The organism is Neobacillus sp. GCM10027624 (genome assembly GCF_042675345.1).
Taxonomy (GTDB): Bacteria; Bacillota; Bacilli; order Bacillales; family Cytobacillaceae; genus Neobacillus; species Neobacillus cucumis_D.
On the sequence record NZ_JBHTHD010000011.1, the window covers coordinates 211,403 to 237,712 of the forward strand.

Annotated in this window: 23 protein-coding genes and 1 other annotated feature; of the genes, 21 read left to right on the plus strand and 2 right to left on the minus strand. The window is 40.4% G+C overall.

Annotated features, from left to right (window positions below):
- Positions 1–116 precede the first annotated feature (116 nt).
- Together lon and yihA are read left to right on the plus strand one after the other, a co-directional pair.
- A complete protein-coding gene (lon, locus tag ACFQZ9_RS17240) occupies positions 117–2,444 on the plus strand; it encodes an endopeptidase La (RefSeq protein WP_198309350.1) in 2,328 nt (775 codons plus the stop codon).
- Positions 2,441–3,025 (plus strand): ribosome biogenesis GTP-binding protein YihA/YsxC, encoded by a 585-nt coding sequence (yihA, locus tag ACFQZ9_RS17245; protein WP_198309349.1) that lies wholly within the window; start codon positions 2,441–2,443, stop codon positions 3,023–3,025. Before lon ends, yihA begins: the two co-directional genes overlap by 4 nt.
- A 152-nt stretch (positions 3,026–3,177) precedes the next feature.
- On the opposite strand, the gene ACFQZ9_RS17250 is transcribed toward yihA, so the two are convergent.
- Positions 3,178–3,666, minus strand: coding sequence for a LiaI-LiaF-like domain-containing protein (locus ACFQZ9_RS17250; protein WP_498944724.1), 489 nt, complete (start codon positions 3,664–3,666; stop codon positions 3,178–3,180).
- Between the two features lie 215 nt (positions 3,667–3,881).
- On the opposite strand from ACFQZ9_RS17250, the gene hemA reads away from it, so the two are divergent.
- The 8 genes from hemA (at position 3,882) to ysxE (ending at position 12,710) form a co-directional block, all read left to right on the plus strand.
- The gene (hemA, locus tag ACFQZ9_RS17255) at positions 3,882–5,225 is read left to right on the plus strand and encodes a glutamyl-tRNA reductase (RefSeq protein WP_498944725.1); all 1,344 of its coding nucleotides are present in this window, start codon (positions 3,882–3,884) and stop codon (positions 5,223–5,225) included.
- Between the two features lie 11 nt (positions 5,226–5,236).
- The gene (ccsA, locus tag ACFQZ9_RS17260) at positions 5,237–6,070 is read left to right on the plus strand and encodes a cytochrome c biogenesis protein CcsA (RefSeq protein WP_026572279.1); all 834 of its coding nucleotides are present in this window, start codon (positions 5,237–5,239) and stop codon (positions 6,068–6,070) included.
- Positions 6,071–6,085: 15 nt separating this feature from the next.
- Positions 6,086–7,021 carry a hydroxymethylbilane synthase gene (gene hemC, locus ACFQZ9_RS17265; RefSeq protein WP_498944726.1) on the plus strand — a complete coding sequence of 312 codons (936 nt, stop codon included), beginning with the start codon at positions 6,086–6,088 and terminating at the stop codon, positions 7,019–7,021.
- A complete protein-coding gene (locus ACFQZ9_RS17270) occupies positions 7,018–7,791 on the plus strand; it encodes a uroporphyrinogen-III synthase (RefSeq protein WP_498944727.1) in 774 nt (257 codons plus the stop codon). Before hemC ends, ACFQZ9_RS17270 begins: the two co-directional genes overlap by 4 nt.
- A complete protein-coding gene (gene hemB / locus ACFQZ9_RS17275) occupies positions 7,792–8,772 on the plus strand; it encodes a porphobilinogen synthase (protein ID WP_498944728.1) in 981 nt (326 codons plus the stop codon). It begins immediately after the preceding gene.
- Positions 8,773–8,794: 22 nt separating this feature from the next.
- A complete protein-coding gene (gene hemL, locus ACFQZ9_RS17280) occupies positions 8,795–10,084 on the plus strand; it encodes a glutamate-1-semialdehyde 2,1-aminomutase (protein ID WP_498944729.1) in 1,290 nt (429 codons plus the stop codon).
- 422 nt (positions 10,085–10,506) lie between these two features.
- On the plus strand, positions 10,507–11,595 hold the full coding sequence (gene spoVID, locus ACFQZ9_RS17285) for a stage VI sporulation protein D (RefSeq protein ID WP_498944730.1): 1,089 nt from the start codon (positions 10,507–10,509) through the stop codon (positions 11,593–11,595).
- 77 nt (positions 11,596–11,672) lie between these two features.
- On the plus strand, positions 11,673–12,710 hold the full coding sequence (gene ysxE, locus ACFQZ9_RS17290) for a protein kinase family protein (RefSeq protein WP_498944731.1): 1,038 nt from the start codon (positions 11,673–11,675) through the stop codon (positions 12,708–12,710).
- Between the two features lie 19 nt (positions 12,711–12,729).
- On the opposite strand, the gene ACFQZ9_RS17295 is transcribed toward ysxE, so the two are convergent.
- The gene (locus ACFQZ9_RS17295; protein WP_327834721.1) at positions 12,730–12,924 is read right to left on the minus strand and encodes a YszA family small membrane protein; all 195 of its coding nucleotides are present in this window, start codon (positions 12,922–12,924) and stop codon (positions 12,730–12,732) included.
- A 190-nt stretch (positions 12,925–13,114) separates the two neighbouring features.
- Positions 13,115–13,347, plus strand: a binding site (T-box leader).
- A 63-nt stretch (positions 13,348–13,410) separates the two neighbouring features.
- On the opposite strand from ACFQZ9_RS17295, the gene ACFQZ9_RS17300 reads away from it, so the two are divergent.
- The 11 genes from ACFQZ9_RS17300 to minD all read left to right on the plus strand — a co-directional run bounded on the left by ACFQZ9_RS17300 (position 13,411) and on the right by minD (position 26,067).
- Complete coding sequence (locus ACFQZ9_RS17300) at positions 13,411–16,056, plus strand: valine--tRNA ligase (protein ID WP_498944732.1); 2,646 nt, start codon at positions 13,411–13,413, stop codon at positions 16,054–16,056.
- A gap of 60 nt (positions 16,057–16,116) precedes the next feature.
- A complete protein-coding gene (locus ACFQZ9_RS17305) occupies positions 16,117–17,427 on the plus strand; it encodes a bifunctional folylpolyglutamate synthase/dihydrofolate synthase (protein ID WP_498944733.1) in 1,311 nt (436 codons plus the stop codon).
- A gap of 700 nt (positions 17,428–18,127) precedes the next feature.
- On the plus strand, positions 18,128–18,886 hold the full coding sequence (locus ACFQZ9_RS17310; RefSeq protein ID WP_498944734.1) for a prepilin peptidase: 759 nt from the start codon (positions 18,128–18,130) through the stop codon (positions 18,884–18,886).
- 168 nt (positions 18,887–19,054) lie between these two features.
- Positions 19,055–20,131: an SPOR domain-containing protein gene (locus ACFQZ9_RS17315; protein ID WP_498944735.1), complete on the plus strand. Its 1,077-nt coding sequence runs from the start codon at positions 19,055–19,057 to the stop codon at positions 20,129–20,131.
- A 228-nt stretch (positions 20,132–20,359) separates the two neighbouring features.
- Entirely contained in the window at positions 20,360–20,932 is a 573-nt protein-coding gene (locus ACFQZ9_RS17320) for a Maf family protein (protein WP_498944736.1), read from the plus strand.
- 56 nt (positions 20,933–20,988) lie between these two features.
- Entirely contained in the window at positions 20,989–21,660 is a 672-nt protein-coding gene (gene radC, locus ACFQZ9_RS17325) for a RadC family protein (protein ID WP_498945182.1), read from the plus strand.
- Between the two features lie 163 nt (positions 21,661–21,823).
- Positions 21,824–22,846: a rod shape-determining protein gene (locus ACFQZ9_RS17330; RefSeq protein ID WP_498944737.1), complete on the plus strand. Its 1,023-nt coding sequence runs from the start codon at positions 21,824–21,826 to the stop codon at positions 22,844–22,846.
- A 178-nt stretch (positions 22,847–23,024) separates the two neighbouring features.
- The gene (gene mreC, locus ACFQZ9_RS17335) at positions 23,025–23,903 is read left to right on the plus strand and encodes a rod shape-determining protein MreC (protein WP_198309321.1); all 879 of its coding nucleotides are present in this window, start codon (positions 23,025–23,027) and stop codon (positions 23,901–23,903) included.
- Positions 23,900–24,418: a rod shape-determining protein MreD gene (gene mreD / locus ACFQZ9_RS17340; RefSeq protein WP_498944738.1), complete on the plus strand. Its 519-nt coding sequence runs from the start codon at positions 23,900–23,902 to the stop codon at positions 24,416–24,418. Before mreC ends, mreD begins: the two co-directional genes overlap by 4 nt.
- A 163-nt stretch (positions 24,419–24,581) precedes the next feature.
- On the plus strand, positions 24,582–25,262 hold the full coding sequence (minC, locus tag ACFQZ9_RS17345) for a septum site-determining protein MinC (protein ID WP_198309319.1): 681 nt from the start codon (positions 24,582–24,584) through the stop codon (positions 25,260–25,262).
- 1 nt (position 25,263) lies between these two features.
- Positions 25,264–26,067 (plus strand): septum site-determining protein MinD, encoded by an 804-nt coding sequence (minD, locus tag ACFQZ9_RS17350; protein WP_198309318.1) that lies wholly within the window; start codon positions 25,264–25,266, stop codon positions 26,065–26,067.
- Positions 26,068–26,310 lie beyond the last annotated feature (243 nt).

Genomic DNA, 26,310 nt, shown 5'->3' on the forward strand with positions numbered 1-26,310 from the left:
TAGAATTATTGTAGTTATTAGCTTATATTAGACACTTTTTTTTAAATAGGATAGAATTGTACAAAGATGAATTCTAATTCACTAATGGAAATTTTGATTTTTGGAGGTGCAGTAATTTGGCGAAAAACAATGAAATAATCGTCCCCCTCCTGCCGCTTCGGGGGTTGCTGGTTTATCCGACAATGGTCCTTCATTTAGATGTAGGACGGGAAAGATCGGTTCAAGCCCTAGAAAAAGCGATGGTAGATGACCACTTAATTTTTTTAACAACCCAAAAAGATGTGTCAATAGATGAGCCTTTGGAAGAGGACATATATAAGATTGGGACTTTAACAAAAGTAAAGCAAATGCTGAAGCTCCCGAATGGGACCATCCGTGTGCTGGTGGAAGGACTAAGCAGGGCTGAAATCGTAACATTCCATGACGAAGAAGATTATTATTCTGTCGTCATTCAAACATACGATGACCCGGATACAAAAGATGTGGAAGATCAAGCCTTGATGAGAACAATGCTTGATTATTTCGAGCAATACATAAAATTATCGAAAAAAATCTCTGCTGAAACCTTTGCATCCGTTACTGATATTGAAGAACCAGGAAGAATGGCAGATATCATTGCCTCCCATTTACCGATTAAACTAAAGGATAAGCAGACGATTCTGGAAACGATTGACGTTAAAGAACGGATGAGCCTCGTCATCGATACCATCCATAATGAAAAAGAAGTCCTTAATCTTGAAAAGAAAATCGGCCAGCGAGTAAAGCGCTCAATGGAAAGAACGCAAAAGGAATATTATTTGCGTGAACAGATGAAGGCGATTCAAAAAGAATTAGGTGATAAGGAAGGCAAAACTGGTGAGGTTGCCGAACTTACTGAAAAGATTGAAAAGGCTGGAATGCCGGACCATGTAAAACAAACAGCATTAAAAGAATTGGATCGTTACGAAAAGGTTCCGTCCAGCTCTGCTGAAAGTGCTGTGATCCGTAATTATATTGAATGGTTAATTTCGATTCCATGGTCAAAGGCAACGGACGATGATATTGATATCAATCGTGCGGAGCGAATCTTAAATGAAGATCATTATGGTCTTGAAAAGGTGAAAGAGCGGGTGCTTGAATATTTAGCTGTTCAAAAGCTGACCGATTCGTTAAAAGGGCCAATTCTTTGTTTAGCTGGACCTCCAGGGGTAGGGAAAACAAGTCTGGCAAAATCGATTGCGACCTCACTTAATCGTAATTTTGTTCGGATTTCTCTTGGCGGTGTCCGTGATGAATCGGAAATCCGCGGCCACAGAAGAACCTATGTCGGGGCTATGCCGGGAAGAATTATTCAAGGAATGAAAAAGGCAGGCACGATTAACCCAGTCTTTTTACTGGATGAAATCGATAAGATGTCCAGTGATTTCCGCGGCGATCCTTCGGCAGCCATGCTAGAAGTGCTTGACCCGGAGCAAAACCATAATTTCAGCGACCATTATATTGAAGAACCATACAATTTATCAAAGGTCATGTTTATTGCCACGGCCAATAATTTGTCTACTATTCCGGGGCCGTTGTTAGACAGAATGGAAATTATTACAATTGCCGGCTATACCGAAATTGAAAAAGTTCATATTACAAGAGATCACTTGTTACCAAAGCAAATTAAAGAAAATGGACTTTCCAAGGGAATTCTTCAGGTTCGTGATGATGCGATTTTAAAGGTTGTCCGTTATTATACACGTGAAGCAGGGGTTCGGAGTCTTGAACGGCAAATGGCGACCCTTTGCCGGAAAACGGCTAAAATCGTTGTTTCCGGTGAGAAAAAACGAGTCATTATTACCGAAAAAAACATCGAGGAATTTTTAGGCAAGCCAAGATTCCGTTATGGTCAGGCTGAAGCTGAAGACCAGGTAGGTGTTGCAACCGGATTAGCGTACACAACCGTTGGCGGGGATACGCTGCAAATTGAAGTTTCATTAGCACCGGGAAAAGGCAAGCTAGTTTTAACAGGTAAACTCGGTGATGTTATGAAGGAGTCGGCGCAGGCGGCATTCAGTTATGTTCGGTCAAAGGCGAAGGAACTTGGCATTGAGGAAGATTTTCATGAAAAATATGATATTCATATCCATGTTCCGGAAGGTGCGGTCCCGAAAGACGGGCCATCTGCAGGGATCACCATTGCCACAGCGCTTGTCTCGGCTTTATCCGGACGACCAATTCGCCGTGAGGTGGGAATGACGGGAGAAATCACGTTAAGAGGACGTGTTCTTCCAATTGGCGGATTGAAAGAAAAAACCTTAAGTGCTCACAGAGCCGGATTAACAAAGGTCATCCTGCCGAAGGATAATGAAAAGGATATTGAGGATATACCAGAAAGTATTCGAAATGAAATTGAGTTTGTGCTTGTATCGCATGTAGATGAGGTATTAAAACATGCTCTGCTTGAAGGAGTCGTAAAATGAAAGTAACAAGTGCAGATATTGTTATTAGTGCTGTAAAGCCAGAGCAATATCCTGAAACAGATATACCAGAATTCGCCTTAGCCGGGCGATCCAATGTAGGAAAATCATCCTTTATTAATCGCATGCTGGGTCGAAAAGCGTTAGCAAGAATTTCTTCCAAGCCGGGAAAAACACAAACCTTAAACTTTTTTATAATAAATGAGGTACTCCATTTTGTTGATGTTCCCGGTTACGGCTATGCTAAGGTTTCAAAAACTGAGCGTGCTGCTTGGGGGAAAATGATTGAAACCTATTTAACCAGCCGGGAGCAATTAAAAGCCGTTGTGCTGATTGTTGATTTAAGACACCCGCCGACACAGGATGATATCATGATGTATGATTTTTTAAAGCATTACGAAATCCCCTGCATCATCATTGCCACGAAGGCGGATAAAATCCCAAAAGGGAAATGGCAAAAGCATTTAAAGGTAACCCGTGAAACCCTGGATCTAGACCCAAATGACCATATTGTTCTTTTTTCATCAGAAACTGGTTTAGGAAAAGACCAAGTCTGGTCGCTGTTGCAAAGCTATATGAAATAAGAAAAGCGGAAGCGCCTTGTTCAGCCCCGACAAGTGCTGGAGGCCCTGGCGGTGAAGTCGTTCTTTGACTTCATCGCCAGGGCCGAAGCAACCTAGAGGGGCTAGGCGCTGGAGCTAGACAAAAACAAACGCCCGGTATCGATACCGGGCGTTTATTTTTTGCGTTTCAGTATAAAATAAAAACCAACAATGATTAAGAGGACGGGCCAATATTTCCAAACAACGGACAAACCGTTTTGCAAAAAGCCGAAATATCCGGCAATTTTATCATAAAACAGCAGCAAAACAGCTAAAATTAAAAATAAAAAGGCTTGAAATAAACCTGTATTTGCTTTTTGAAAACGAAGAAAAAATCCTAATGAAATAATCAGCATTAGCATTCCAATCGTGTTCTGCGGCCAAAAAGATACATGTCCAACAAGATGAAAATGCAAACCAAAACCAAACATAATCACCCCGGGAAGAATTCCCTCATGGTCCTTAGCAGCATAGCCTTGACCAAGGAAAGCTGCGCCAACAATAAGAAGCAAGGTCGGCCACGTATAAAATTGTTTAAAAAGTGTGATATGAGATTGCTGTAGTAAAAAATAGGCTCCAAAGCCAATCAGAATAATTCCAGGAAAAATTCGTTGATTTTTCATCTAAACCACCACTTCCAGAAAGGTTCACTTGAATATCATTCGTTTTTTTGATAGTGTACATAAGGAAGGAATTTGTCGAAATACAATCCTTATCAATTCATAATCATATCATATAGTTTCATTTTCTGTTCACATTTTTCGGGTAAATAAACAAATTACCCATGGTATAATCATACTAGTTAATTTTGTAATCTTACGTGGGGGTGTATGAATCAATGCATATATTAGTGATCGGTGTAAACTATAAAACTGCCCCTGTAGAAATCCGTGAGCGGTTGACATTTAATCAATCCGATCTTGTGGATGCCATGAAAAAATTAAACGCAAAGAAAAGCATCCTGGAAAACATTATTCTTTCTACATGTAATCGTACGGAAATTTATGCGGTTGTCGATCAATTACATACAGGCCGCTATTATATAAAGGAATTTCTGTCAGAATGGTTCGGACTTGACCAAGCGGAGTTTTCTCCGTATTTATTTGTGTATGAAGAAGATGGTGCAGTGGAGCATCTGTTCAATGTAACATGCGGATTAAATTCCATGGTTTTAGGGGAGACGCAAATTCTTGGACAGGTACGCACAAGCTTTATGCTTGCACAAGAAGAAAATATTACCGGCAGTGTGTTTAACCACCTATTTAAACAGGCAGTAACAGTAGCAAAACGGGGGCATTCTGAAACGGATATCGGGGCAAATGCCGTATCTGTCAGCTATGCTGCGGTTGAATTAGCGAAGAAAATCTTCGGTTCACTATCAGGAAAGCATGTTTTAATTTTTGGTGCGGGAAAAATGGGCGAATTAGCTGCTCAAAACCTACATGGCAATGGGGTTAAAAAAGTAACGGTAATCAACCGAACATTTGAAAAAGCACAAGAGCTTGCTATACGCTTTGGCGGTGAGGCAAGAGGACATGAAGAACTTCAAAAAGCACTTGTAGAAGCAGATATTCTAATTAGCTCAACAGGGGCAAAGGATTTTGTCATCACAAAGTCAATGATGGCAAAGGTCGAAAAAGCTCGGAAGGGCAAGCCTTTATTTATGGTCGATATTGCGGTGCCGCGTGATCTAGATCCGCAAATTGCTGAGCTTGAAAATGTCTTCCTTTACGATATTGATGACCTAGAAGGCATTGTAGAAGCGAATCTGCAGGAGCGCAAAAGAGCTGCTGAGAAGATTATGCTGATGATTGAAAAGGAAATCGTTGAATTCAAGCAATGGCTTGGGACGCTTGGTGTCGTACCGGTCATTTCAGCACTTAGAGAAAAAGCCCTTGCGATTCAGGCTGACACAATGGTTAGCTTGGAACGAAAGCTTCCAAACTTATCAGACCGAGACATAAAAGTATTAAATAAGCATACAAAGAGCATTATTAATCAGCTCCTAAAAGATCCAATTTTATCAGCAAAAGAATTGGCTGCAAGACCAGATGCAGAACAGGCGATGGCGTTATTTAAACAAATATTTAATATTGAAGAGCTTGCAAAGGAACAACAATTGAAAGCAGCTGAATCAAATCCTTCACCCGTTTCTAAAGTGCAGGCTGCCTTTGAAGTCTAAGGGGCCGTTCGATGTTTAGTGTCTTAATGACAAGGCTGCACGAACTTACCGTTGTTCTATATGCCTTCAGTGTGTTGTTATATTTTTTCGACTTCATTCACCATAACCGGAAGGCAAACCGTATTGCCTTCTGGTTACTTGCGTTTGTATGGATTTTGCAAACTGTCTTTTTATTTTTCTATATGGTTAAAACAGGAAGATTCCCTGTACTCACCATTTTTGAGGGGCTTTATTTTTATGCCTGGGTATTAGTCACATTATCACTTGGGATCAATCGTTTTTTACGGATTGACTTTATCGTCTTTTTTACCAATATCCTTGGCTTTATTGTCATGGCGATTCATACCTTTGCCCCGATGCAGTACCATTCGCATGTGATGGCAAATCGGCTGGTTTCCGAATTGCTGCTGATTCATATCACGATGGCCATACTTTCTTATGGTGCATTTTCATTATCCTTCGTTTTCTCCCTTTTATATTTGCTTCAATATGATTTATTGAAACGAAAGAAATGGGGCAAGCGATTATTAAGGCTTGCAGATTTGGAAAAACTGGAGAGACTGTCATACATAACTGCAATTATTGGTGTTCCAATGCTTTTGCTAGGCTTAATTTTAGGTCTGCAGTGGGCGTTTCTCAAGCTTCCCGGGATGGATTGGTATGATATGAAGATCATCGGGTCATTTTTATTGCTGACAGCCTATAGCATCTTTTTGTATTTACGGACTGTAAAAAACATCCATGGGAAAAATTTAGCCTTATGGAATGTCGCATCCTTTTTAATCGTATTAATAAATTTTTTCTTATTTGGTCGATTATCATCATTTCATTTGTGGTACTCGTAATTTTAGGAGGCAATCATGAGAAAAATTATCGTAGGTTCCAGACGAAGCAAACTAGCGTTAACTCAAACTAATTGGGTCATCGATCAGCTAAAAAAACTTGGTGCACCCTTTGAATTTGAAGTAAAAGAAATCGTGACCAAGGGTGATAAAATTCAGGACGTAACCCTTTCAAAGGTTGGCGGAAAAGGGTTATTTGTTAAAGAAATTGAGCAAGCCATGCTAAACAAAGAGATTGATATGGCCGTCCACAGCATGAAGGATATGCCCGCCGTGCTGCCGGAGGGACTTACGATTGGCTGCATTCCTTTCCGTGAGGACCACCGCGATGCGCTCATTTCCAGAGACCATATTAAGTTAAACGATTTAAAACCGGGTGCGATTATTGGGACAAGTAGTTTAAGACGCAGTGCCCAGCTCTTAGTCCAGCGCCCTGATTTGGAAATTAAATGGATTCGCGGCAATGTCGATACAAGATTAAGCAAGCTGAAGGAAGAAGAATATGATGCGATTATTCTAGCAGCGGCTGGCCTTTCCCGCCTTGGCTGGGCAAGTGAAACGGTAACGGAATTTTTGGATGCCGATAAATGTATTCCGGCTGTTGGCCAGGGTGCCTTATCGATTGAATGCCGTGAAGATGACCATGAGCTTCTCGAATTATTTGAGAAATTCACTTGTAAAAAAACAGAGCTTGCTGTCCGCGCTGAGCGTGCCTTCCTGCAAAAAATGGAGGGCGGCTGCCAGGTGCCGATTGCCGGCTTTGCAACTGTTGAAGATAACGATGAAATCGTCCTAAAAGTTTTAGTCGCATCCCCTGAAGGAAGGGACGTATTTAAAGAAGAGCTTCGCGGAAAAAATCCGGAAGAGTTAGGGGTTCACGCAGCTGACCTATTAATTCAAAAAGGGGCTAAAGACTTGATTGACCGGGTGAAGCGGGAGCTTGAGGGGAAATGATTGAGCCTTCCCCTTTGCTTGAAAAAAGGGTTCTTGTTCCAAGGGGTGAAAATCAAGCAAAACCCTTTTCACAGCTTGTCGAAAACTATGGAGGGATTCCTGTTGAAATTCCTCTGATTGCCTTTCGGCCGATTGAAAGCAATCAATGCCTCCAAGCCTGCTTGAAGGATCTTGATACATATGACTGGATTATTTTTACGAGCAATGTGACGGTAGAAACATTCTTCTCGTTTTTACCAAACCGGCGGTTGCCGAAGATTGCTGTAATTGGAAAAAAGACCGCTGAGGGATTGGATGCTAAGGGACTGACGGCTGAATTTGTTCCCTCCGCATTTGTTGCGGAGACATTTGTGGAAGAATTTTTGCCGATCGTTCATCCGGGTTTGAGGGTTCTGATTCCTAAAGGAAATTTGGCCAGAGATTATATTGCTGCTTCATTACGTAATGCGGGTGCAATAGTTGATGAAGTCGTCATTTATGAAACATTTATGCCCAAAGAGAACCGAATGAAGTTAGCGAGTATGCTTGCGGAAAAACAATTGGATATTTTATTGTTTACCAGTCCTTCAACCGTGGACAATTTTATGAGTGTCGTTAATGACTTTGAATTGAGAGAGAAATTAACGGGCTGCCTAATTGGCTGTATTGGCCCTGTCACCGAACAAAAATTACTTTCGTATGGATTGCCGGTTCATGTATCTCCGGAGGAATACACGGTTAAGGAAATGATAAAAAGTACAATTGCCTATATTGAGAGGGAGGAATTATAAATGGATTTACAATTTTCACGTCACCGCCGCCTGCGTTCAAGTGCGAGTATGCGTGCACTTGTGAGAGAGAATCACTTAAAGGCGGAAGACTTCATTTACCCACTGTTTATTTATGAAGGGGAAAACATTCGCAAAGAGGTTTCTTCGATGCCGGGTGTATTCCAGGTTTCAATGGACAATCTTCAAGCGGAAATGGAAGATATCGTTGCTCATGGTATTAAAGCGGTTCTATTATTTGGAATTCCGGCTGAAAAAGATGAGTGCGGTACACAAGCATTCCATGATCATGGGATTGTTCAAGAAGCAACTCGTTTTATTAAAGAAAAATACCCTGATGTACTTGTTGTTGCCGATACATGCTTATGTGAATACACCAGCCACGGTCACTGTGGTGTGGTCGAAGGGGAAAAAATTCTAAATGACCAATCGCTGGACTTACTTGTAAAAACAGCGATAGCTCAAGCGAAGGCCGGAGCGGACATTATTGCTCCTTCCAATATGATGGATGGATTTGTCGCAGCCATTCGTGCTGGGCTAGATGAAGCAGGCTTCACAGAAATCCCAATCATGTCCTATGCCGTTAAATACGCATCTGCATTTTATGGACCTTTCCGTGAGGCAGCAGAAGGTGCACCGCAATTTGGTGATCGTAAAACGTATCAAATGGATCCGGCAAACCGTATGGAAGCGTTTAGAGAAGCAGAATCGGACGTTGCTGAAGGTGCCGATTTCTTAATTGTAAAACCAGGTATGCCATACCTTGATATCGTTCGTGATATTAAAAATAACTTCAATCTACCAGTGGTTGTTTATAACGTCAGCGGTGAGTATTCGATGATTAAAGCAGCAGCATTAAACGGCTGGATTGACGAGAAAAAGACTGTTCTTGAAATGTTATACGGCATGAAGCGGGCAGGAGCTGACCTAATTATCACTTATGCAGCAAAAGACGCGATTCGCTGGTTAAAAGAAGAAGAATAATCACGTGAAATGAGGGATTACAATGCGTTCGTATACAAAATCGATTGAAGCCTTTAAAGAAGCCCAAACGCTCATGCCCGGCGGCGTAAACAGCCCTGTGCGCGCTTTTAAATCGGTCAATATGGATCCGATTTTTATGGAGCGGGGCAAAGGGTCAAAAGTTTATGATATTGATGGTAATGAGTACATTGATTATGTTTTATCGTGGGGGCCGCTTATTCTTGGCCACTCAAACGATCAAGTGGTCGAGTCTTTGAAAAAACAAGCAGAAATGGGTACAAGCTTTGGCGCACCGACCTTATTGGAAAACCAATTAGCCCAGCTTGTAAAAGAACGTGTACCTTCGATTGAAATCATCCGTATGGTTAACTCCGGAACAGAAGCAACGATGAGTGCTTTACGCTTAGCGCGCGGATATACCGGCCGTGACAAGATTTTAAAATTTGAAGGCTGCTACCACGGTCATGGCGATTCATTGTTGATTAAAGCCGGTTCCGGTGTGGCTACTCTTGGTTTGCCTGACAGCCCAGGGGTTCCTGAGGGTATTGCGAAAAATACGGTAACGGTTCAGTATAATGACCTTGAAGGCGTGCGCTACGCATTTGAGCAATTTGGCGAGGATATTGCCTGTGTGATTGTTGAACCAGTTGCAGGTAATATGGGTCTTGTGCCGCCACTACCAGGATTTTTAGAAGGTCTTCGTGAAATCACTACTCAATACGGGGCATTGTTGATTTTTGATGAGGTAATGACAGGTTTCAGGGTGGGCTATAATTGTGCACAAGGTTACTTTAATATTACTCCTGACTTAACGACTCTTGGTAAAGTAATCGGTGGCGGACTTCCTGTTGGGGCATACGGCGGTAAAGCGGAGATCATGGAGCGAATCGCTCCAAGCGGTTCGATTTATCAGGCTGGAACATTGTCTGGAAATCCGCTTGCCATGACTGCTGGCTATGAAACATTAAGCCAGTTAACGCCGGAGCATTATGAAGAGTTTATCCGTAAAGGCGATCTGCTTGAAAAAGGCTTTAAAGCCGCAGCGGAAAAATACGATATTCCAATTACGTTTAACCGCGCAGGTTCCATGATTGGTTTCTTCTTTACGAATGAAGATGTTATCAATTATGAAACAGCGAAAACATCGAATTTAGAATTCTTTGCGGAATATTTCCGTCAAATGGCGGATCAAGGAATTTTCGTACCACCTTCCCAGTTCGAAGGACTATTCCTATCCACAGAGCATTCGGATGAAGATATTGAAAAAACCATCCAAGCTGCAGAAAATGCCTTTTCGAAGCTTAGAAAATAATCTTTTTTCTAGGACACTCACCATTGTTGGTGGGTGTTTTCTTATTAAAGCGCTGTTTTCGTAAACTTTGTTGCTATTTAACAAGAATGGTTGATTTCCACTCCAGGTTGCTCGCTTTCCGCGGGGCGGGCGGTGAGCCTCCTCGTCGCTTTGCTCCTGTGGGGTCTCACCTGTCCCGCTGCTCCCGCCGGAGTCTCGCACCTTCCGCTCCAATCACCCTCTTTCTAAACAGTTTTCCTTATCAAAACCTATTAAAAAAACAACAATCCTAAAAAAACATCTATTAAGAAAGACGAAAAGAAAACGACATTGACGAAGTTTTGCGTAATACAAACGCTTTTTTATCATATTTATTTATCATCCCTCATAGAGTGTAAGTGACATAGTGATTTTACGTGAAGGAAACGAAAGGAGGAGTCGCTTTGTCTCAGGAGAATCAATCGAGCCTACGATTTTCCTTGGAGGAATCTTTGTGGTTTAGAAAGGGACAGGAAGTCGCAGAACTTGTATCGATTTCCCTAGACCCGGATATTACCATCCAGGAAAATGATCAATACGTAATCATCCGTGGTTCGTTGGAATTAACCGGCGAATATAAGAGTTTCGTAGAGAGTGATGCAAGCGGGCAAGATCAAGCTGCCAGTCAGAAATATGTTGAAAGGGTAGATGAACAGGACGAAGGCGTCTGCCAATTTGCACACCGCTTTCCAGTGGACATTACCATCCCAAACAATCGGATTCAAAGCATCTACGATATTGACGTCCTTGTCGAATCCTTTGATTATTCTCTTCCAGAGCGCAGTTGTCTAAAACTATCAGCTGAGCTGACGATTAGCGGCTTATATGGCAATGAAGAGCAGCTTGAACCGCAAATTGAGGAAGAACAGCCTGAGTTGGAAGTTCTCCATCGTATTCAAGATGAAAACGAAGAGGATGAAGAAATATACCAACAGCCAGTACAGGCAAATCCATATGCGGAATCCTTCCTATTCGAAGCAGAAGCAAGAAAGCCACGCGAAGAGGAAGAGAAACCAGAAGCATTTCCGCAATTCCCGAACTTTTCCTACCAAGCACAAGATTATGAGCCGGTAGAGCAATACCAGCCTTCCTGGAGCTTCCAAGAATCACGCAGTGAAGGCAACCATCCATTTGAAGTGGTTGAAGAAATTACGGAAGTTCAAACGGAAAATACTCAATACGAAGAAGACGTAGCCATTATTGAGGAAAGCTCCTCATCCTCTGAACAGGCTCCAAAGCAAGCGAAAAAGAAAAAGCCTGCCAAAAAGAAAAGCATGACGTTAACAGAATTTTTTGCACGCAAGGAAGATGGTGCAGAACAAGCAAAACTTAAGGTTTGTATTGTTCAAAAAGGAGAAACAATCGAAAGCCTTGCGGATCGTTATGATGTGACCGTGCAAAATCTCCTTCGTGTTAACAACCTTGAACTAAGTCAGGATGTATACGAAGGGCAGGTATTATATATACCGGTTGGATTTGCAAAAAAATATTAGAAATATTTAACAGATGAGCGGGTTTTATACCCGCTCACCTTGTTGTAAAATCCGAAAAACAAAGTGAGTTGAGTAACATGAATGACTCAAATTGGCTTGAAAGGCTTTCTCCCATTCTTGAAAATTATCAGATTAAGCCTTATTTTGTAGAGGATTTCGGCAGTGTCCTGAAGGTCTATTCCAATAAAGGAACCTTTGCCCTTAAAAAAATCACTCCCACAACAGGAACGGATTTTATCCGCCATGTCCATCTTTTATACCAAAAGGGCTATAACCGCATCGTTCCAATTTATCCAACCATGGATGGCCGGTATGCTGTTCTTCATAACGATGAGCTGTATTATTTGATGCCGTGGATGTCAAACGAGTTAAAAGAAGACCGTGTTCACCGAAATCAGCAATTATTCCGTGAACTGGCCAGGCTTCATACACTATCGGCAAAAGAAATCGATGTGAGCAAGGAAGAGCGAACTGAGCATTATGAAAAGACTATTCAGCAGTTGGAAAAACATCAGGAATTTCTAGAAGGCTTCATTGAAGAGTGTGAAAATAAGACCTATATGTCGCCGTTTGAATTATTGTATTGCCTGTATTACAACGAAATTAGTCTGGCCCTGCGTTTTTCAAAGGATCGATTTGAAGATTGGTATGAAGAAACGAAGGACAAAGAAAAAGCCAGGATGGTCATTATCCATGGAAAATTATCATCAGAGCATTTTCTATATGATGACAGAGGATATGGCCATTTTATCAATTTTGAAAATGCCCGTTATGGGTCGCCCATCCATGACATGCTGCCATACCTATCAAGATCCTTAGAAACCTTGCCAAGACGGAATAATGATGCAATTGAGTTGGTCCAGCACTATTTTAAATATTTTCCTTTTAAACAGGATGAAAAATTACTTTTTTACAGCTATTTAGCTTATCCGGTCCCAATGATCCAGGGTGTGGAAGGTTACTATCGCAGGCAGGATGCAAAAAATGAATTAAAGTTTGTCAGGCAGCTGCAGCGCCGCTATTGGCATTTGAAAAACTCGGAATATGTAGTGACAAGTATGTTTGAAATGGATAAACAGCAGCAACAAGCAAAAGAAGGAGCCCAGCAGCAATAATCTTGCTACAAAGGCTCCTTTAAATAATTTCAAACATAAGTGAAAGGCCGACGACGATAAAAAATGACAATAACAAAACATCAAAGACCGTCGGTAAGAATAGTGTTCGAATAAATTGAAAAATAATGAACGGAACAATGAATTGCGCTGCAATTCTGCGGCAGGCTCTGAACCAGGGATGGTAGGTAAATTTGCTGAATTTTCTCCTTTTCACCGAAAGAGTCCTCCCTTTTTAACTGACTTTCTTTATGTATATTCTTGACCCCGTTCAAATTCCCCAAAAAAATACCAAAATCCTTCCAATACCTTAAAAAGGTCTATTTTAGTATAAAATTTTAAAAAATAGGCAATCATTATTGACGTCATCACCCTATTTTGGGTAGTATAACAATATAATTTAATTAGTGTAAGCATTGACAGGGAAGAGTACGATGCAATCTGCTTTTAGAGAGGGAAATCAATAGCTGGAAGATTTCCTAAGCCGAACATTGGAAGGTCGCCCTTGAGCTTCTTCTGTGAAAGGATTTTACATATCCCATTAGTAGAAGACGGATCAAATCCGTTATCCGATGAAGAGCCAGTCGTAATTTGATTGGAAAAAAGGTGGTACCGCGAAGCAACTCCATTCGTCCTTTTATGACGAATGGAGTTTTTTTATTTTTACGGTACAAAACAGGTTATTAAAGGAGGCAAAACTTAGATGGAAACAAAAGAAATTACAATGCCGACCAAATACGATCCGCAATCCATTGAACAAGGTCGTTATGATTGGTGGCTGAAAGGCAAATTTTTTGAGGCGAAGGATGATGAAGAGAAACAACCGTATACGATTGTCATTCCTCCGCCAAACGTAACAGGAAAGCTTCATTTAGGTCATGCGTGGGATACTACCCTTCAAGACATCATTACGCGAATGAAACGGATGCAAGGGTACGATGTTCTTTGGTTACCGGGAATGGACCATGCTGGTATCGCCACACAAGCAAAGGTAGAAGCAAAGCTACGTGAAGAAGGCAAAAGCCGTTATGATTTGGGCCGTGAAAAATTTGTTGAGGAAACTTGGAAGTGGAAGGAAGAATATGCTTCCCATATCCGCCAGCAATGGGCAAAATTAGGTCTTGGCCTAGATTACAGCCGCGAGCGTTTTACCCTTGATGAAGGCTTATCCGCAGCTGTTCGTGAAGTTTTTGTTACGCTTTATAAAAAAGGATTAATTTATCGCGGTGAATACATTATTAACTGGGATCCGTCCACAAAAACGGCTCTTTCTGATATTGAAGTTATTTATAAGGATGTTCAAGGTGCGTTTTATCATATGAGATATCCATTAGCCGATGGCTCTGGACATATCGAAATCGCAACAACCCGTCCGGAAACGATGCTTGGGGATACCGCGGTTGCCGTTCATCCGGAAGATGACCGTTATAAGCATTTAATTGGTAAAACAGTTATCCTGCCAATTACAGGCCGTGAAATTCCAATCGTTGGCGATGATTATGTTGATATGGAATTCGGTTCAGGGGCGGTTAAAATTACTCCTGCACATGATCCGAACGACTTTGAAATCGGCAACCGTCATAATCTTGAACGTATTTTGGTGATGAACGAAGATGGTTCAATGAATGGTAATGCCGGCAAGTATAAAGGCCAGGACCGCTTTGAATGCCGCAAGCAAATTGTGAAGGATTTGCAAGAACAGGGCGTTCTTTTCAAAATTGAAGACCATCTTCATTCGGTTGGCCATTCAGAAAGAAGTGGGGCAGTCGTTGAACCATATCTTTCAACCCAATGGTTTGTAAAAATGCAGCCACTTGCAGATGAGGCGATTGCTCTACAAAGCAAGGAAAACAAAGTAAACTTTGTTCCAGACCGTTTTGAAAAAACGTATATGAACTGGATGGAAAACATTCGTGACTGGTGTATCTCCAGACAGCTATGGTGGGGCCACCGCATTCCTGCTTGGTATCACAAGGAAACAGGCGAGGTTTACGTAGACCATGAGCCGCCGGTTGATATCGAGAATTGGGATCAAGATAATGACGTTCTTGATACATGGTTTAGTTCTGCATTATGGCCGTTCTCAACAATGGGCTGGCCTGATAAAGAAGCGGTTGATTTCAAACGGTACTTCCCAACAGATGTATTAGTAACTGGCTATGACATCATCTTTTTCTGGGTATCTAGAATGATTTTCCAAAGCATTGAATTCACAGGAGAGCGTCCATTTAAAGATGTTTTAATTCACGGACTGGTTCGTGATGCACAAGGACGCAAGATGAGTAAGTCGTTAGGTAACGGTGTAGACCCAATGGATGTGATCGACCAATACGGTGCCGATTCCCTTCGGTACTTCCTATCCACTGGAAGCTCACCAGGTCAGGATTTACGTTATAGCACTGAAAAGGTTGAAGCAACCTGGAACTTTGCCAATAAAATTTGGAATGCATCCCGCTTTGCTTTAATGAACATGGATGGTCTTAAATTTGAAGAAATCGATTTTAGTGGTGAAAAATCAGTAGCGGACAAGTGGATTTTAACCAGATTGAATGAAACCATTGAAACGGTAACAAGACTTTCTGCACGCTATGAATTTGGTGAAGTAGGCCGTGCCCTTTACAATTTCATTTGGGATGACTTCTGTGATTGGTATATTGAAATGGCGAAGCTTCCTTTATATGGAGAAGATGAAGCAGCAAAGAAAACAACACGATCCATTCTTGCCTATGTACTGGATAACACGATGCGTTTACTTCATCCGTTTATGCCATTTATCACGGAAGAGATTTGGCAAAACCTTCCTCACAGTGGCGAATCGATTACAACTTCTCAGTGGCCAGAGGTAAACCCATCGTTTACAGACGAAGAAGCAGCACAAGAAATGAAAATGTTAGTGGAAATGATTCGTTCTGTACGGAATATCCGTGCTGAGGTTAATACACCAATGAGCAAAAAGATTAAAATGCTTGTAAAAGCAAAAGACGAATCGGTTCTAAAATCGCTCGAAAAAAATCGTGCTTATATCGAACGTTTCTGTAATCCTGAAGAGCTTCAAATGGGTATTGAAATTGAAACACCGGATAAAGCGATGACAGCTGTTATCACTGGTTTAGAAATCATGCTTCCGCTTGAAGGTTTAATCAATATTGAGGAAGAAATCGCACGTCTTCAGAAAGAATTCGATAAGTTCACAAAAGAAGTAGACCGAGTTCAAAAGAAATTAAGCAATGAAGGCTTTATTAAGAAAGCTCCTGAAAATGTTATTGCCGAAGAAAGGGCAAAAGAACAGGATTATCTTGAAAAGAGAGCAGTTGTTGAAGCGAGATTAAATGAACTAAAAGGATTATAATAAATAAGACGAATCCGTCACTGGATTCGTCTTTTACATAACAAAAACGGGGTGTCAAAAATGTTTGCAACCTATCAAGAAGCCCTTGACTGGATCCATGCAAGGTTAAGACTTGGGATTAAACCCGGCTTAAAAAGAATGGAATGGATGATGGACAAGCTGGGGCATCCAGAAAATAAATTAAAAGCGATTCATATTGGCGGGACAAACGGTAAAGGCTCAACAGTCACCTTTTTGCGTTCCATGCTCCAAGAACAAGGGTACAAAGTCGGAACCTTTACATCTCCTTATATTGAGCAGTTTAATGAACGGATTAGCATCAATGGAAAACCAATCGGTGACGATGAATTATTGCAGCTTGCCAATGTAATCCGCCCGCTTGCAGATGAATTGGAAGAAACAGAGCTTGGCGGTCCGACAGAGTTCGAAGTGATTACAGCCATGTCTTTTTATTATTTTGCTGAAATAAATCCGGTAGATATTGCCCTTTATGAAGTGGGGCTTGGCGGCCGCTTTGATTCAACGAATATCATCTTACCGATTGCATCTATAATTACAAATATTGGTCTAGATCATACAAATATTTTAGGGGATACTTATGAGGAAATTGCCTTTGAAAAGGCGGGGATTATAAAAAATCAAACCCCTATTTTTACTGCTGTCCAACACCCGGGAGCATTAAAAGTGATTGAGGAGCAGGCGAAGAAAAAGGATGCGCCGATTTACCGTCTCGCTCAGGAAATTGGCATAAGCGGACACGAGTCAACATCGAAAGGAGAAATCTTTTCAATAAAAAATGCATTTGATTCATTAGAGGCAATTGAAATTAGTATGATTGGCAGACATCAAACCGAAAATGCCTCTCTGGCTATTACAACAGCTCAATATTTAAATCAAAAGGGATTGATTTCAATAACGGAGCTATCGATCAGTGAGGGATTAAAAAAGGCGTATTGGCCGGGAAGATTTGAAATTCTTTCTGAAAGTCCGCTGGTCATTATTGATGGTGCGCATAATGATGAAGGAATTGCCACGCTTGTAACCGAGTTAAAAAACCGTTACTCAAATCGAAACATCCACATTGTCTTTGCAGCATTAAAGGATAAAAAGTTTGATAAAATGATTGAACAGCTTGACCAGGTGGCTGACCAGATATCTTTCGTTTCCTTTGATTATCCCCGCGCAGCAACTGCCCAAGCTTTATATGAGAAAAGCAATTCGCAAAATAAGGAAATTGTAGAGAATTGGCAGGAGTATTTAAACGAAGCAATTCAAGCTATGCCATTCGATGGATTGTTAGTAGTAACAGGTTCGCTTTACTTTATTTCAGAAGCAAAAATTTTATTATGCAAGTATTTAAAAAATATGTAGATTTTGTTTCGATGAGATTTTGATTTAATAAAATAATTTCACCCTGAATCAAGTAGTTCAAAATATTTATGGCCATCAAAGTGGCTTTAATCGAGGTTGCAACTGCTGCAGAGCACCGTAAGATAATGCGTTAATTTTGATAATTTGAATCGCATTTTACTCTGGGGAATATTTGAAAAGAGTAACCGTGCTGATAAAAATGAAAAAACACAAAAAGAACCCAAAATAGGGTTCTTTTTGTATTATTTGTATATTGATATAATAGGTAATTTGATATAATAAAAAAAGATTAACCAAAACAAGATTCAAAAATTTAAAACAGTCCAAAAGAAACGGGTAAAAACAATGGAAAGAGTATTGGCGTAGTGGTGTTTATTTTTTAGCTTGGTGGAGTGGGAATTATTGATTAAACCACAAATAATTGCACCAAATATAGATTTTAGTGTAAAACATGCTCAAAGTGTATTGTGGAAACCCAAGGGCAAAATGCACAAGGAATTCAAACTGTTCCATAGCCAATAAGTAGTATTAGGACTCAAGGATTTTCAATGGCAAGTATACTTACATTGAAAAAAATTAAGCTTTTTTCTAATGGCTTCGGGAGTAATTCCGATGTAGGTTTCATATTTACGTTGGATTCCTTATTTTACCAGATCGCCTGCACATCGAGCTAATACAGATAATAAGAGAGGGGAGTAAATTGATAGTGGAAATATTTATATATTCATATATTCTCTTCTTAGGTTTATGTCTTGGCTCCTTCTATAACGTAGTCGGTCTACGGATTCCATTAAATCAATCAATCATAAAACCAAGATCACATTGTCCAAATTGTAATCATATTTTATCCCCGATAGATTTAATTCCAGTATTCTCATATGTAGTATTAAGCGGGAAATGTCGGCGTTGTAAGGCGCCCATTTCTCTCTTCTATCCAATTGTTGAAATGATAACAGGAATTCTTTTTATGTGTGCACCAATTATAATGGGCTGGTCATATGGGTTAATCATTGCATGGACCCTTATCTCATTAATGGTTATTATCTCCGTTTCAGATATTAACTATATGATTATTCCTGATAAAGTTCTCCTTGTATTCTCCGCTCTTTTTTTTCTAGAGAGAGGGTTTTTTCCGCTTTTAACGTGGTGGGACTCAGTTTTAGGGGCGCTAGTCGGGTTTACTTTGCTTTTAATTATTGCAGTCTTGAGTAAAGGCGGTATGGGTGGCGGTGATATTAAGTTATTTGGCGTAATTGGTTTCGTGATGGGGGTCAAGCTTGTATTGATTTCCTTCTTCCTAGCAACGTTTTTTGGAGCATTTTGTGGTATTATTGGAATGCTAATCGGAAAGGCAAAAAAAGGAAAACCTATACCTTTTGGACCTTTTATTGCACTAGGTGCATTAGCAGCTTATTTTTTTGGCAATCAAATTTTTTATTGGTATCGATCCATGATGTAAGGAGTATTCAAAATGGCGATCAATTTCATGTTTGGTAAAAACAGAACATAAGTAAAAAATTTGACGAAAGTCTACGATAACAAGACGACAAAAGTCTTGTTATTTTTTTGTGTCAATATGATAGGATGGAACAAATTAGCAGTTTGGTAGAGAGAGGTGTACAAAAAAGTGGACAACCCCAATAAAAATGGCCGTACCATCACAATTAAATTAAATGGTGAACCCCATACGTTCGAAGAAAAAGTAAAAGATAAGGAGAAGATAGAAGCACAGCACCCACAGTCAGAAGTGATAGATGTAGTGTCTGAAAATGAAGAAACGGATGTTATCTTGGAAACGGCTGCTGCCCAAGAGTCGATGGATGAAAGTTTTGAATGGATTATCCCTGAAACCGCAGAGCATGAAATTGAGGAATACAAAATTGTTAATCACCAAAAAAACAAGAAAAGCACATTACCTAAGATTGCATCCTTTACTACCAACACCAAAAATAAAGATGGAAAGGGATTCCAATCCATCATTATTTCAGCCGTATTCGCCATCATCCTTGGTACCGGTTTTGGTTTTCTTATGCTTAAACTTGTCCTTACTGAACATAGCAATAAACAAGCGACTGAGCAAGTCCTAACAGAGGAGCAAGGAACAGAAAAAGCGGCAACACCTCCAGCAACAGGTGCAACAGCTTCCGTGAAACCCCTGACCACCTTTGTTATTCAAGGCGGTGTTTTTTCTTCAAAGGATGGGGCTCAAGCAACTGCCGATCAGTTAGCGGAAAAAGAAGTACCTGCACAGTCAGTTGAAATTGACGGCAAACAGTATTTATTTTTAGGAGTGGCAAGTACGATTGATGATGCTAAAAAGCTTGGGAGTAAATATAAAGATGCTGGAATAGCGGATGTATGGGCTAAATCGCTCTCAGTTGATCAAAAGGATATCAATGGAGTAAATGCTGCTGATAAAACATTCCTGGAAACAGCAGGTGCCATCTACCAGGACCTTTCCGAAGTAACAACAATTGCTATGCTGACTGAAAGTATTCCCGAGGATTCTTTCAAAACCGTTTCAACCTTAATCGGAAAAACGGATAGTACGGCACTGAAAAATACAAAGGTAAAAAGCCTGCAAAATTTTCTGGCTACAGCTGCTGAAAAAGTAGCGAACTACCAGAAAAACAAGGATCAGAATAATCTTGTAGAAGCCCAACAAAATCTACTAAATTTTCTTTCCTTATATTATTCGCTGTAATCAAATTTCGACATTGCTAACACAAATCGCTATTTTCCGGGAAATGAAAACAGTAAAAAGGCCTGTTCAAAAATGGACAGGCTTTTCATCATGAACATAAATTTAATTGTATAATTTGACAATTTTCTTCAAATTTTAACGATATATAAATTGTTTGCACAGGCATAATCTGATACGATTGATTTGTATCTCCCTATGATGAAAAAAGCAAAAAGGTAAGGTGATGAAATGCAGAACCTCATTTTAGCCTCTTCTTCTCCACGGCGAAAAGAACTTCTAGAAAACCTCCGCCTATCTTTCGCAATTTCAAGTAGCGATGTTGATGAAAGCTTTGAACCGCATCTTTCACCAGAGGAAGTGGTAATGGAGCTTGCCAGCCGCAAAGCCCGGGTCGTTTTTCAAGAGAACCCTGAAGCATTTGTGATTGGGGCTGATACCATCGTGGTTGCGAATGGACAAATCTTAGGAAAGCCAGCGAATGAAGCAGAAGCTAGCAGTATGTTAAGGAAACTTTCAGGAACACAGCATGAAGTATACACAGGTGTTGCCATCATTTCTTCAGAAAGCTCAACCCAATTTTATGAAAAAACGGAAGTTTGGTTTTGGGAGTTAACGGATGAGGAAATTAACTTTTATGCGCAAAGTGGGGAACCGCTTGATAAAGCAGGTGCATATGGCATCCAAGGACTAGGGAGCATGCTTGTCAAAAAAATACACGGAGATTATTTTGCGGTTGTCGGCCTGCCGGTTGCACGAACGGTTCGGGAATTAAAACGGCTAGGCTATCCATTGCCGTATTAAGTGTTCATTAACTCCCTATATAAAAGGGAGGAAAAAAAGTGTCCACTAATTCATTAATGATTCGGGATTTCCCTCAGGATGAACGTCCAAGAGAACGGTTTATTCAACATGGTCCACAAAGCTTATCCAATCATGAGCTCATTGCCATTTTATTAAGAACGGGTACAAAGGATGAGTCCGTCCTGCAATTATCGAATCGCCTTTTAACCCATTTTGAAGGATTACGTTTGCTGAAAGCGGCCACCTTGGAAGAAATTACTGAAATAAAAGGGATTGGTTCGGCAAAGGCGATTCAAATTCTTGCTGCTGTTGAAATTGGCAGAAGGATTGCCAATCTAAATTACAATGATCGCTATGTTATTCGCTCCCCAGAGGACGGGGCTAATTTTGTTATGAATGACATGCGCTTTTTGTCACAGGAGCATTTTGTCTGCCTGTATTTAAATACGAAAAATCAGGTGCTTCATAAACAAACCATTTTTATTGGTAGTTTGAATGCATCGATTGTCCATCCTAGGGAAGTATTCCGCGAGGCATTAAAACGTTCGGCAGCTTCTATTATCGCTTTGCATAACCACCCCTCTGGAGATCCGTCTCCGAGCCGTGAGGATATTGAGGTGACGAAGCGTTTAGTTGAGTGTGGAAAAATGATTGGAATCGAGGTCCTAGATCATCTGATCATTGGTGAAAACAAATTTGTCTCACTCAAGGAAAAAGGTTATTTATAACAATAGGTTTTTATTTGACTCTAGGCTATAATATTAGTTATGATTTTTTAGGACTGTTTTGGAATTTTACGTTTTTTTTACAAACAATAAAGTTCGATTAAATGGTAAAGACATTACCTTTAAGAATATTTGCATTTTCGTATCAGAAAGGGAGATACAACGTATGTTTGGAATTGGTTCAAGAGACCTAGGAATTGATTTAGGTACTGCAAATACACTTGTATTTGTAAAAGGAAAAGGAATTGTTTTACGGGAGCCATCCGTAGTGGCTTTACAAACCGATACAAAATCGATTATTGCTGTCGGAAATGATGCGAAGAATATGATTGGCCGTACACCGGGGAATGTTGTTGCCTTAAGGCCGATGAAAGACGGCGTCATTGCCGATTTTGAAACGACTGCCAAGATGATGAAGCATTATATCAGCCAGGCACAGAAGAACAAGGGTGTTTTTGCAGGTAAGCCGTATGTCATGGTTTGTGTACCATCGGGAATTACTGCGGTTGAAGAAAGAGCGGTAATTGATGCAACACGTCAAGCTGGGGCGAAAGATGCCTATACGATTGAAGAACCATTTGCAGCTGCGATTGGGGCAAATCTCCCGGTTTGGGAACCAACAGGAAGCATGGTAGTTGATATTGGCGGCGGAACTACAGAGGTCGCAATTATTTCCCTTGGTGGTATCGTAACGAGTCAATCCATCCGTACTGCCGGCAATGATATGGACGACTCGATTATTTCGTTTATTCGTAAGAATTACAATCTAATGATTGGGGATCGTACTGCCGAAACCATCAAAATGGAAATTGGTTCCGCTGGTGATCTGGATGGAATTGAAAATATGGAAATCCGCGGCCGTGACTTATTAACTGGACTTCCAAAAACCATTGAAATAACCGCCAAAGAAATTGCGGTTGCCTTAAAAGACACCGTATATGCCATCGTTGACGCGGTGAAAAATACGCTTGAAAAAACTCCGCCGGAACTTGCGGCAGATATTATGGATCGCGGCATCGTGTTAACAGGCGGTGGTGCACTGCTTCGAAATTTGGACAAGGTGATTAGTGAAGAAACAAAAATGCCGGTTCTTATCGCTGAAAACCCGCTTGACTGTGTGGCAATCGGAACGGGTAAAGCATTAGATCAAATTCACATATTTAAAAATAAAGCGAAAGACTCACGATAAAAGCGGAGGCGCCTTGCTCAGGGGCGACAAGCATAAGACAAGCCGGCGAGAAGGTTGTTTTTTGACCTTCTTGACGGATTGGCTTATGACCTAGAGCCCCTAGGCGCTGGAGCTAGATAGTTGTCAAGTTCATAAACAAAAACTTTTTTATCTATTAAAATATAGAGGTGTATAAATCATGCCACAGTTCTTTTTGAATAAACGACTGATTGTTTTGCTTCTCAGCATTATTATTCTCGTGGCATTGATTGGGTTTTCTTTGAGGGAGAGGAGTAAACTTACCTGGCCGGAGCAGTTTGTTAAAGACTCGGTCGGCTGGGTTCAATCCCTGGTTTCAAAGCCTGCGTATGCTGTTGCAGGCTTTTTTGAAAATCTCAAGGATTTAGAAAATACATATCAAGAAAATAAGGAATTAAAATCACGTGTCGAAGAGATTGTCAGTCTTGAATCACAGGTTCAAGATTTGAAAAAAGACAACGAAGATTTACGAAACGTTCTTGGTGAGAAAAAAACTCTGAGAGATTTTAAACCGCTGCCAGCTACCGTTATTGGCAGAAACCCTGATCGCTGGCATGAAATGATTATCATCGACAAAGGTAAAATCAATGGAATCAAGCAAAATATGGCGGTTGTTACCGCAAACGGACTAATTGGAAAAGTAAAAAACGTCAATCAATTTAGTTCGACTGTTCAATTATTAAGTGCAATGGATCCGAAGAACCGGATATCAGCTGTCGTCCAAGGGCAAAAAAATTCGTTTGGATTTGTTGAAGGCTTTGACAGCGAGAAAAAATTACTTCAAGTAAAAACCATTCCCTCAGGGGCGAAAATTAAGAAAGGACAAACCGTTGTCACCTCAGGTCTTGGCGGTGTGTTCCCAAAAGATTTGCCAATTGGGAAGGTAGTGGAAGTGAAACCGGACCAATATGGTCTGAATCAAACAGCATTAGTAAAACCTGGCGCGGATTTTTATGATATTCAAAATGTTTTGGTTATCACGAGAACGATGACTTCGCCTGATGTAGGACTGGTTGATAGTAAGGGGTTGGGATTGTGAAAAAATTCCTTCTTCCTCTTTTATTTTTGTTTTTATTTATATTAGAAAGTCTTTTTGTGCAATTGGTTCCTGCAGATCTTTTTGGCTCCCATAAAATGTGGGTTCCGCATTTTTTATTTTCTGCCGTTCTTTTTCTAACTATTTATGGCGGCAGAAAGTACGGCATTATTTACGGTGCTGTTTTTGGGCTGTTATTTGATATTGTTTATACGGAAATCCTGGGAATAAATCTTTTTCTATATCCTTTTGTAGCCTATATCGTTGCAAAAATTATGCATGTATTGCAAAACAATATTATTGTTGCATTTATCGTTTCTCTTTTCGGAATTGGCCTATTAGAGATTGGTGTGTACGAAATGGATTCCTTAATTCATGTGACACAGCTTAGTTTTATGAGCTTTGTCGAAATGCGTATTTACCCAACCTTACTTTTTAATGCAATCTTTATACTTCTGGCCGGCTATCCCTTCAGAAAATATTTTGAAAAATATTCTGAAGTATTGCGGGACGAATAATGAATTAAAAAAGAGGAGAATAGACAGGGCGTGTCGAATTTATATATTGCGTGTACTCTGACTCATTTAAATGCATGATTTTCATGCATTTTTTGAATCCTGTGGGGTTTGTGTTTGATCGACGGCGCAGCCCTTTTCTTTAAACTTGAGGTGAAAATTCTCCATGAAAAAACGTCAAAATGTAACGATAAAAGGAACAAAGGAAGGCTTGGTCCTTCAACTGGATGACTGCTGTTCCTATGAGGAACTAAAAAAAGAATTGGATGAAAAGCTTTCTACTAACCTAAGAACCGAGGAAGACAGCCATTTCCTTGCGGTAAAGGTGAATGTAGGAAACCGATTTTTAAGTGATGATCAAAGGGAAGAACTTAAAAACCTAATTCGGCAGAAAAAGAATTTGGTTGTTGATGATATTGAATCAAATGTAATCACGAAAGAGGAAGCCAAACGGTTAAAGTCTGTAGATGAAGTCGTAACGGTTTCAAGAATCATCCGTTCAGGCCAAGTATTAGAGGTTCCGGGGGATTTATTGTTGATCGGTGACGTAAACCCTGGAGGAACGGTTATGGCCGGTGGTAATATTTTTATCATGGGAACATTAAAAGGAATTGCCCATGCAGGCTGTACAGGAAACGACGAAGCGATTATTGCGGCATCCAATATGAAGCCAACACAGTTAAGGATTAGCGATTGCTTAAATCGAGCACCCGACATCGTCCAAGAAAAAGAAAAACATGAAATGGAATGTGCCTACATAGATGAGGACCGAAAAATCAGCGTAGATAGATTACAAGCTTTAATACATTTAAGACCTAATTTAACTAGATTAGAAGGGGGACAATAAAGTGGGAGAAGCTATAGTAATTACATCTGGTAAGGGTGGCGTCGGCAAAACAACGACTTCTGCTAATATTGGGACGTCTCTGGCCCTTCAAGGAAAAAAGGTTTGCTTAGTGGATACAGATATTGGTCTTCGTAATTTGGATGTTGTAATGGGACTTGAGAATCGTATTATCTATGACCTTGTTGATGTCATTGAGAAAAGATGTAAAATTCATCAAGCATTGGTTAAGGACAAACGCTTTGATGATTTATTGTATTTGTTGCCTGCCGCTCAGACTGTTGATAAAACTGCGGTGAAACCGGAGCAAATGAAAGAGTTAATTACCCAACTAAAACAAGACTATGATTATATTATTATCGATTGCCCGGCTGGTATTGAGCAGGGTTTTCAGAATGCTGTTGCCGGGGCTGATAAAGCGATTGTGATTACTACCCCAGAGGCTTCTGCTATTCGCGATGCGGACCGAGTGATAGGTCTTCTTGAAAAAGAACAACATATGGAGCCGCCGAAATTAGTGATTAACCGGATTCGTAACCAAATGATGAAAAACGGCGATATGCTGGATGTAGATGAAATCACCCAGCATTTGTCGATTGAGCTTTTTGGGATTGTGGCGGATGATGAGGAAGTTATTCGTGCGAGTAATCACGGGGAGCCGATTGCGATGGATCCAAACAGTAAAGCATCGCTTGCTTATCGGAATATTGCCAGAAGAATTCTTGGCGAATCCATTCCTCTCCAGTCCTTAGAAGAACCGAATAAAGGTATGTTTACAAAGCTTAAAAGGTTTTTCGGTGTGAGATAATTTATAGATTTGTAAGTCTGTTCACAGGGCGTGGACAGGCTTTTTTAATGTGGGTGTTTACTTTCCGCTTTTATTAAATTACTTTCTAGTTTAGGTAAAATACTTTCCACAACCTTTTTTAAACTCTGCAAGTTAGCTAAAGACCCCTAAATGAGGTAACTTTTATCACTAATCTAGAAAAATATGACCGATTTTTCAGGAATTCTATGTCTAGGGTCCTATTTTAAATGATATCTCAAGATT

Excerpts from the sequence above, each read along its gene's own strand:
- yihA (WP_198309349.1), top strand. The coding sequence starts at position 2,441 with ATGAAAGTAACAAGTGCAGATATTGTTATTAGTGCTGTAAAGCCAGAG.
- ACFQZ9_RS17250 (WP_498944724.1), bottom strand. The coding sequence starts at position 3,666 with ATGAAAAATCAACGAATTTTTCCTGGAATTATTCTGATTGGCTTTGGA.
- hemA (WP_498944725.1), top strand. The coding sequence starts at position 3,882 with ATGCATATATTAGTGATCGGTGTAAACTATAAAACTGCCCCTGTAGAA.
- ccsA (WP_026572279.1), top strand. The coding sequence starts at position 5,237 with ATGTTTAGTGTCTTAATGACAAGGCTGCACGAACTTACCGTTGTTCTA.
- hemC (WP_498944726.1), top strand. The coding sequence starts at position 6,086 with ATGAGAAAAATTATCGTAGGTTCCAGACGAAGCAAACTAGCGTTAACT.
- ACFQZ9_RS17270 (WP_498944727.1), top strand. The coding sequence starts at position 7,018 with ATGATTGAGCCTTCCCCTTTGCTTGAAAAAAGGGTTCTTGTTCCAAGG.
- hemB (WP_498944728.1), top strand. The coding sequence starts at position 7,792 with ATGGATTTACAATTTTCACGTCACCGCCGCCTGCGTTCAAGTGCGAGT.
- hemL (WP_498944729.1), top strand. The coding sequence starts at position 8,795 with ATGCGTTCGTATACAAAATCGATTGAAGCCTTTAAAGAAGCCCAAACG.
- ysxE (WP_498944731.1), top strand. The coding sequence starts at position 11,673 with ATGAATGACTCAAATTGGCTTGAAAGGCTTTCTCCCATTCTTGAAAAT.
- ACFQZ9_RS17300 (WP_498944732.1), top strand. The coding sequence starts at position 13,411 with ATGGAAACAAAAGAAATTACAATGCCGACCAAATACGATCCGCAATCC.
- ACFQZ9_RS17305 (WP_498944733.1), top strand. The coding sequence starts at position 16,117 with ATGTTTGCAACCTATCAAGAAGCCCTTGACTGGATCCATGCAAGGTTA.
- ACFQZ9_RS17320 (WP_498944736.1), top strand. The coding sequence starts at position 20,360 with ATGCAGAACCTCATTTTAGCCTCTTCTTCTCCACGGCGAAAAGAACTT.
- radC (WP_498945182.1), top strand. The coding sequence starts at position 20,989 with ATGATTCGGGATTTCCCTCAGGATGAACGTCCAAGAGAACGGTTTATT.
- ACFQZ9_RS17330 (WP_498944737.1), top strand. The coding sequence starts at position 21,824 with ATGTTTGGAATTGGTTCAAGAGACCTAGGAATTGATTTAGGTACTGCA.
- mreC (WP_198309321.1), top strand. The coding sequence starts at position 23,025 with ATGCCACAGTTCTTTTTGAATAAACGACTGATTGTTTTGCTTCTCAGC.
- minC (WP_198309319.1), top strand. The coding sequence starts at position 24,582 with ATGAAAAAACGTCAAAATGTAACGATAAAAGGAACAAAGGAAGGCTTG.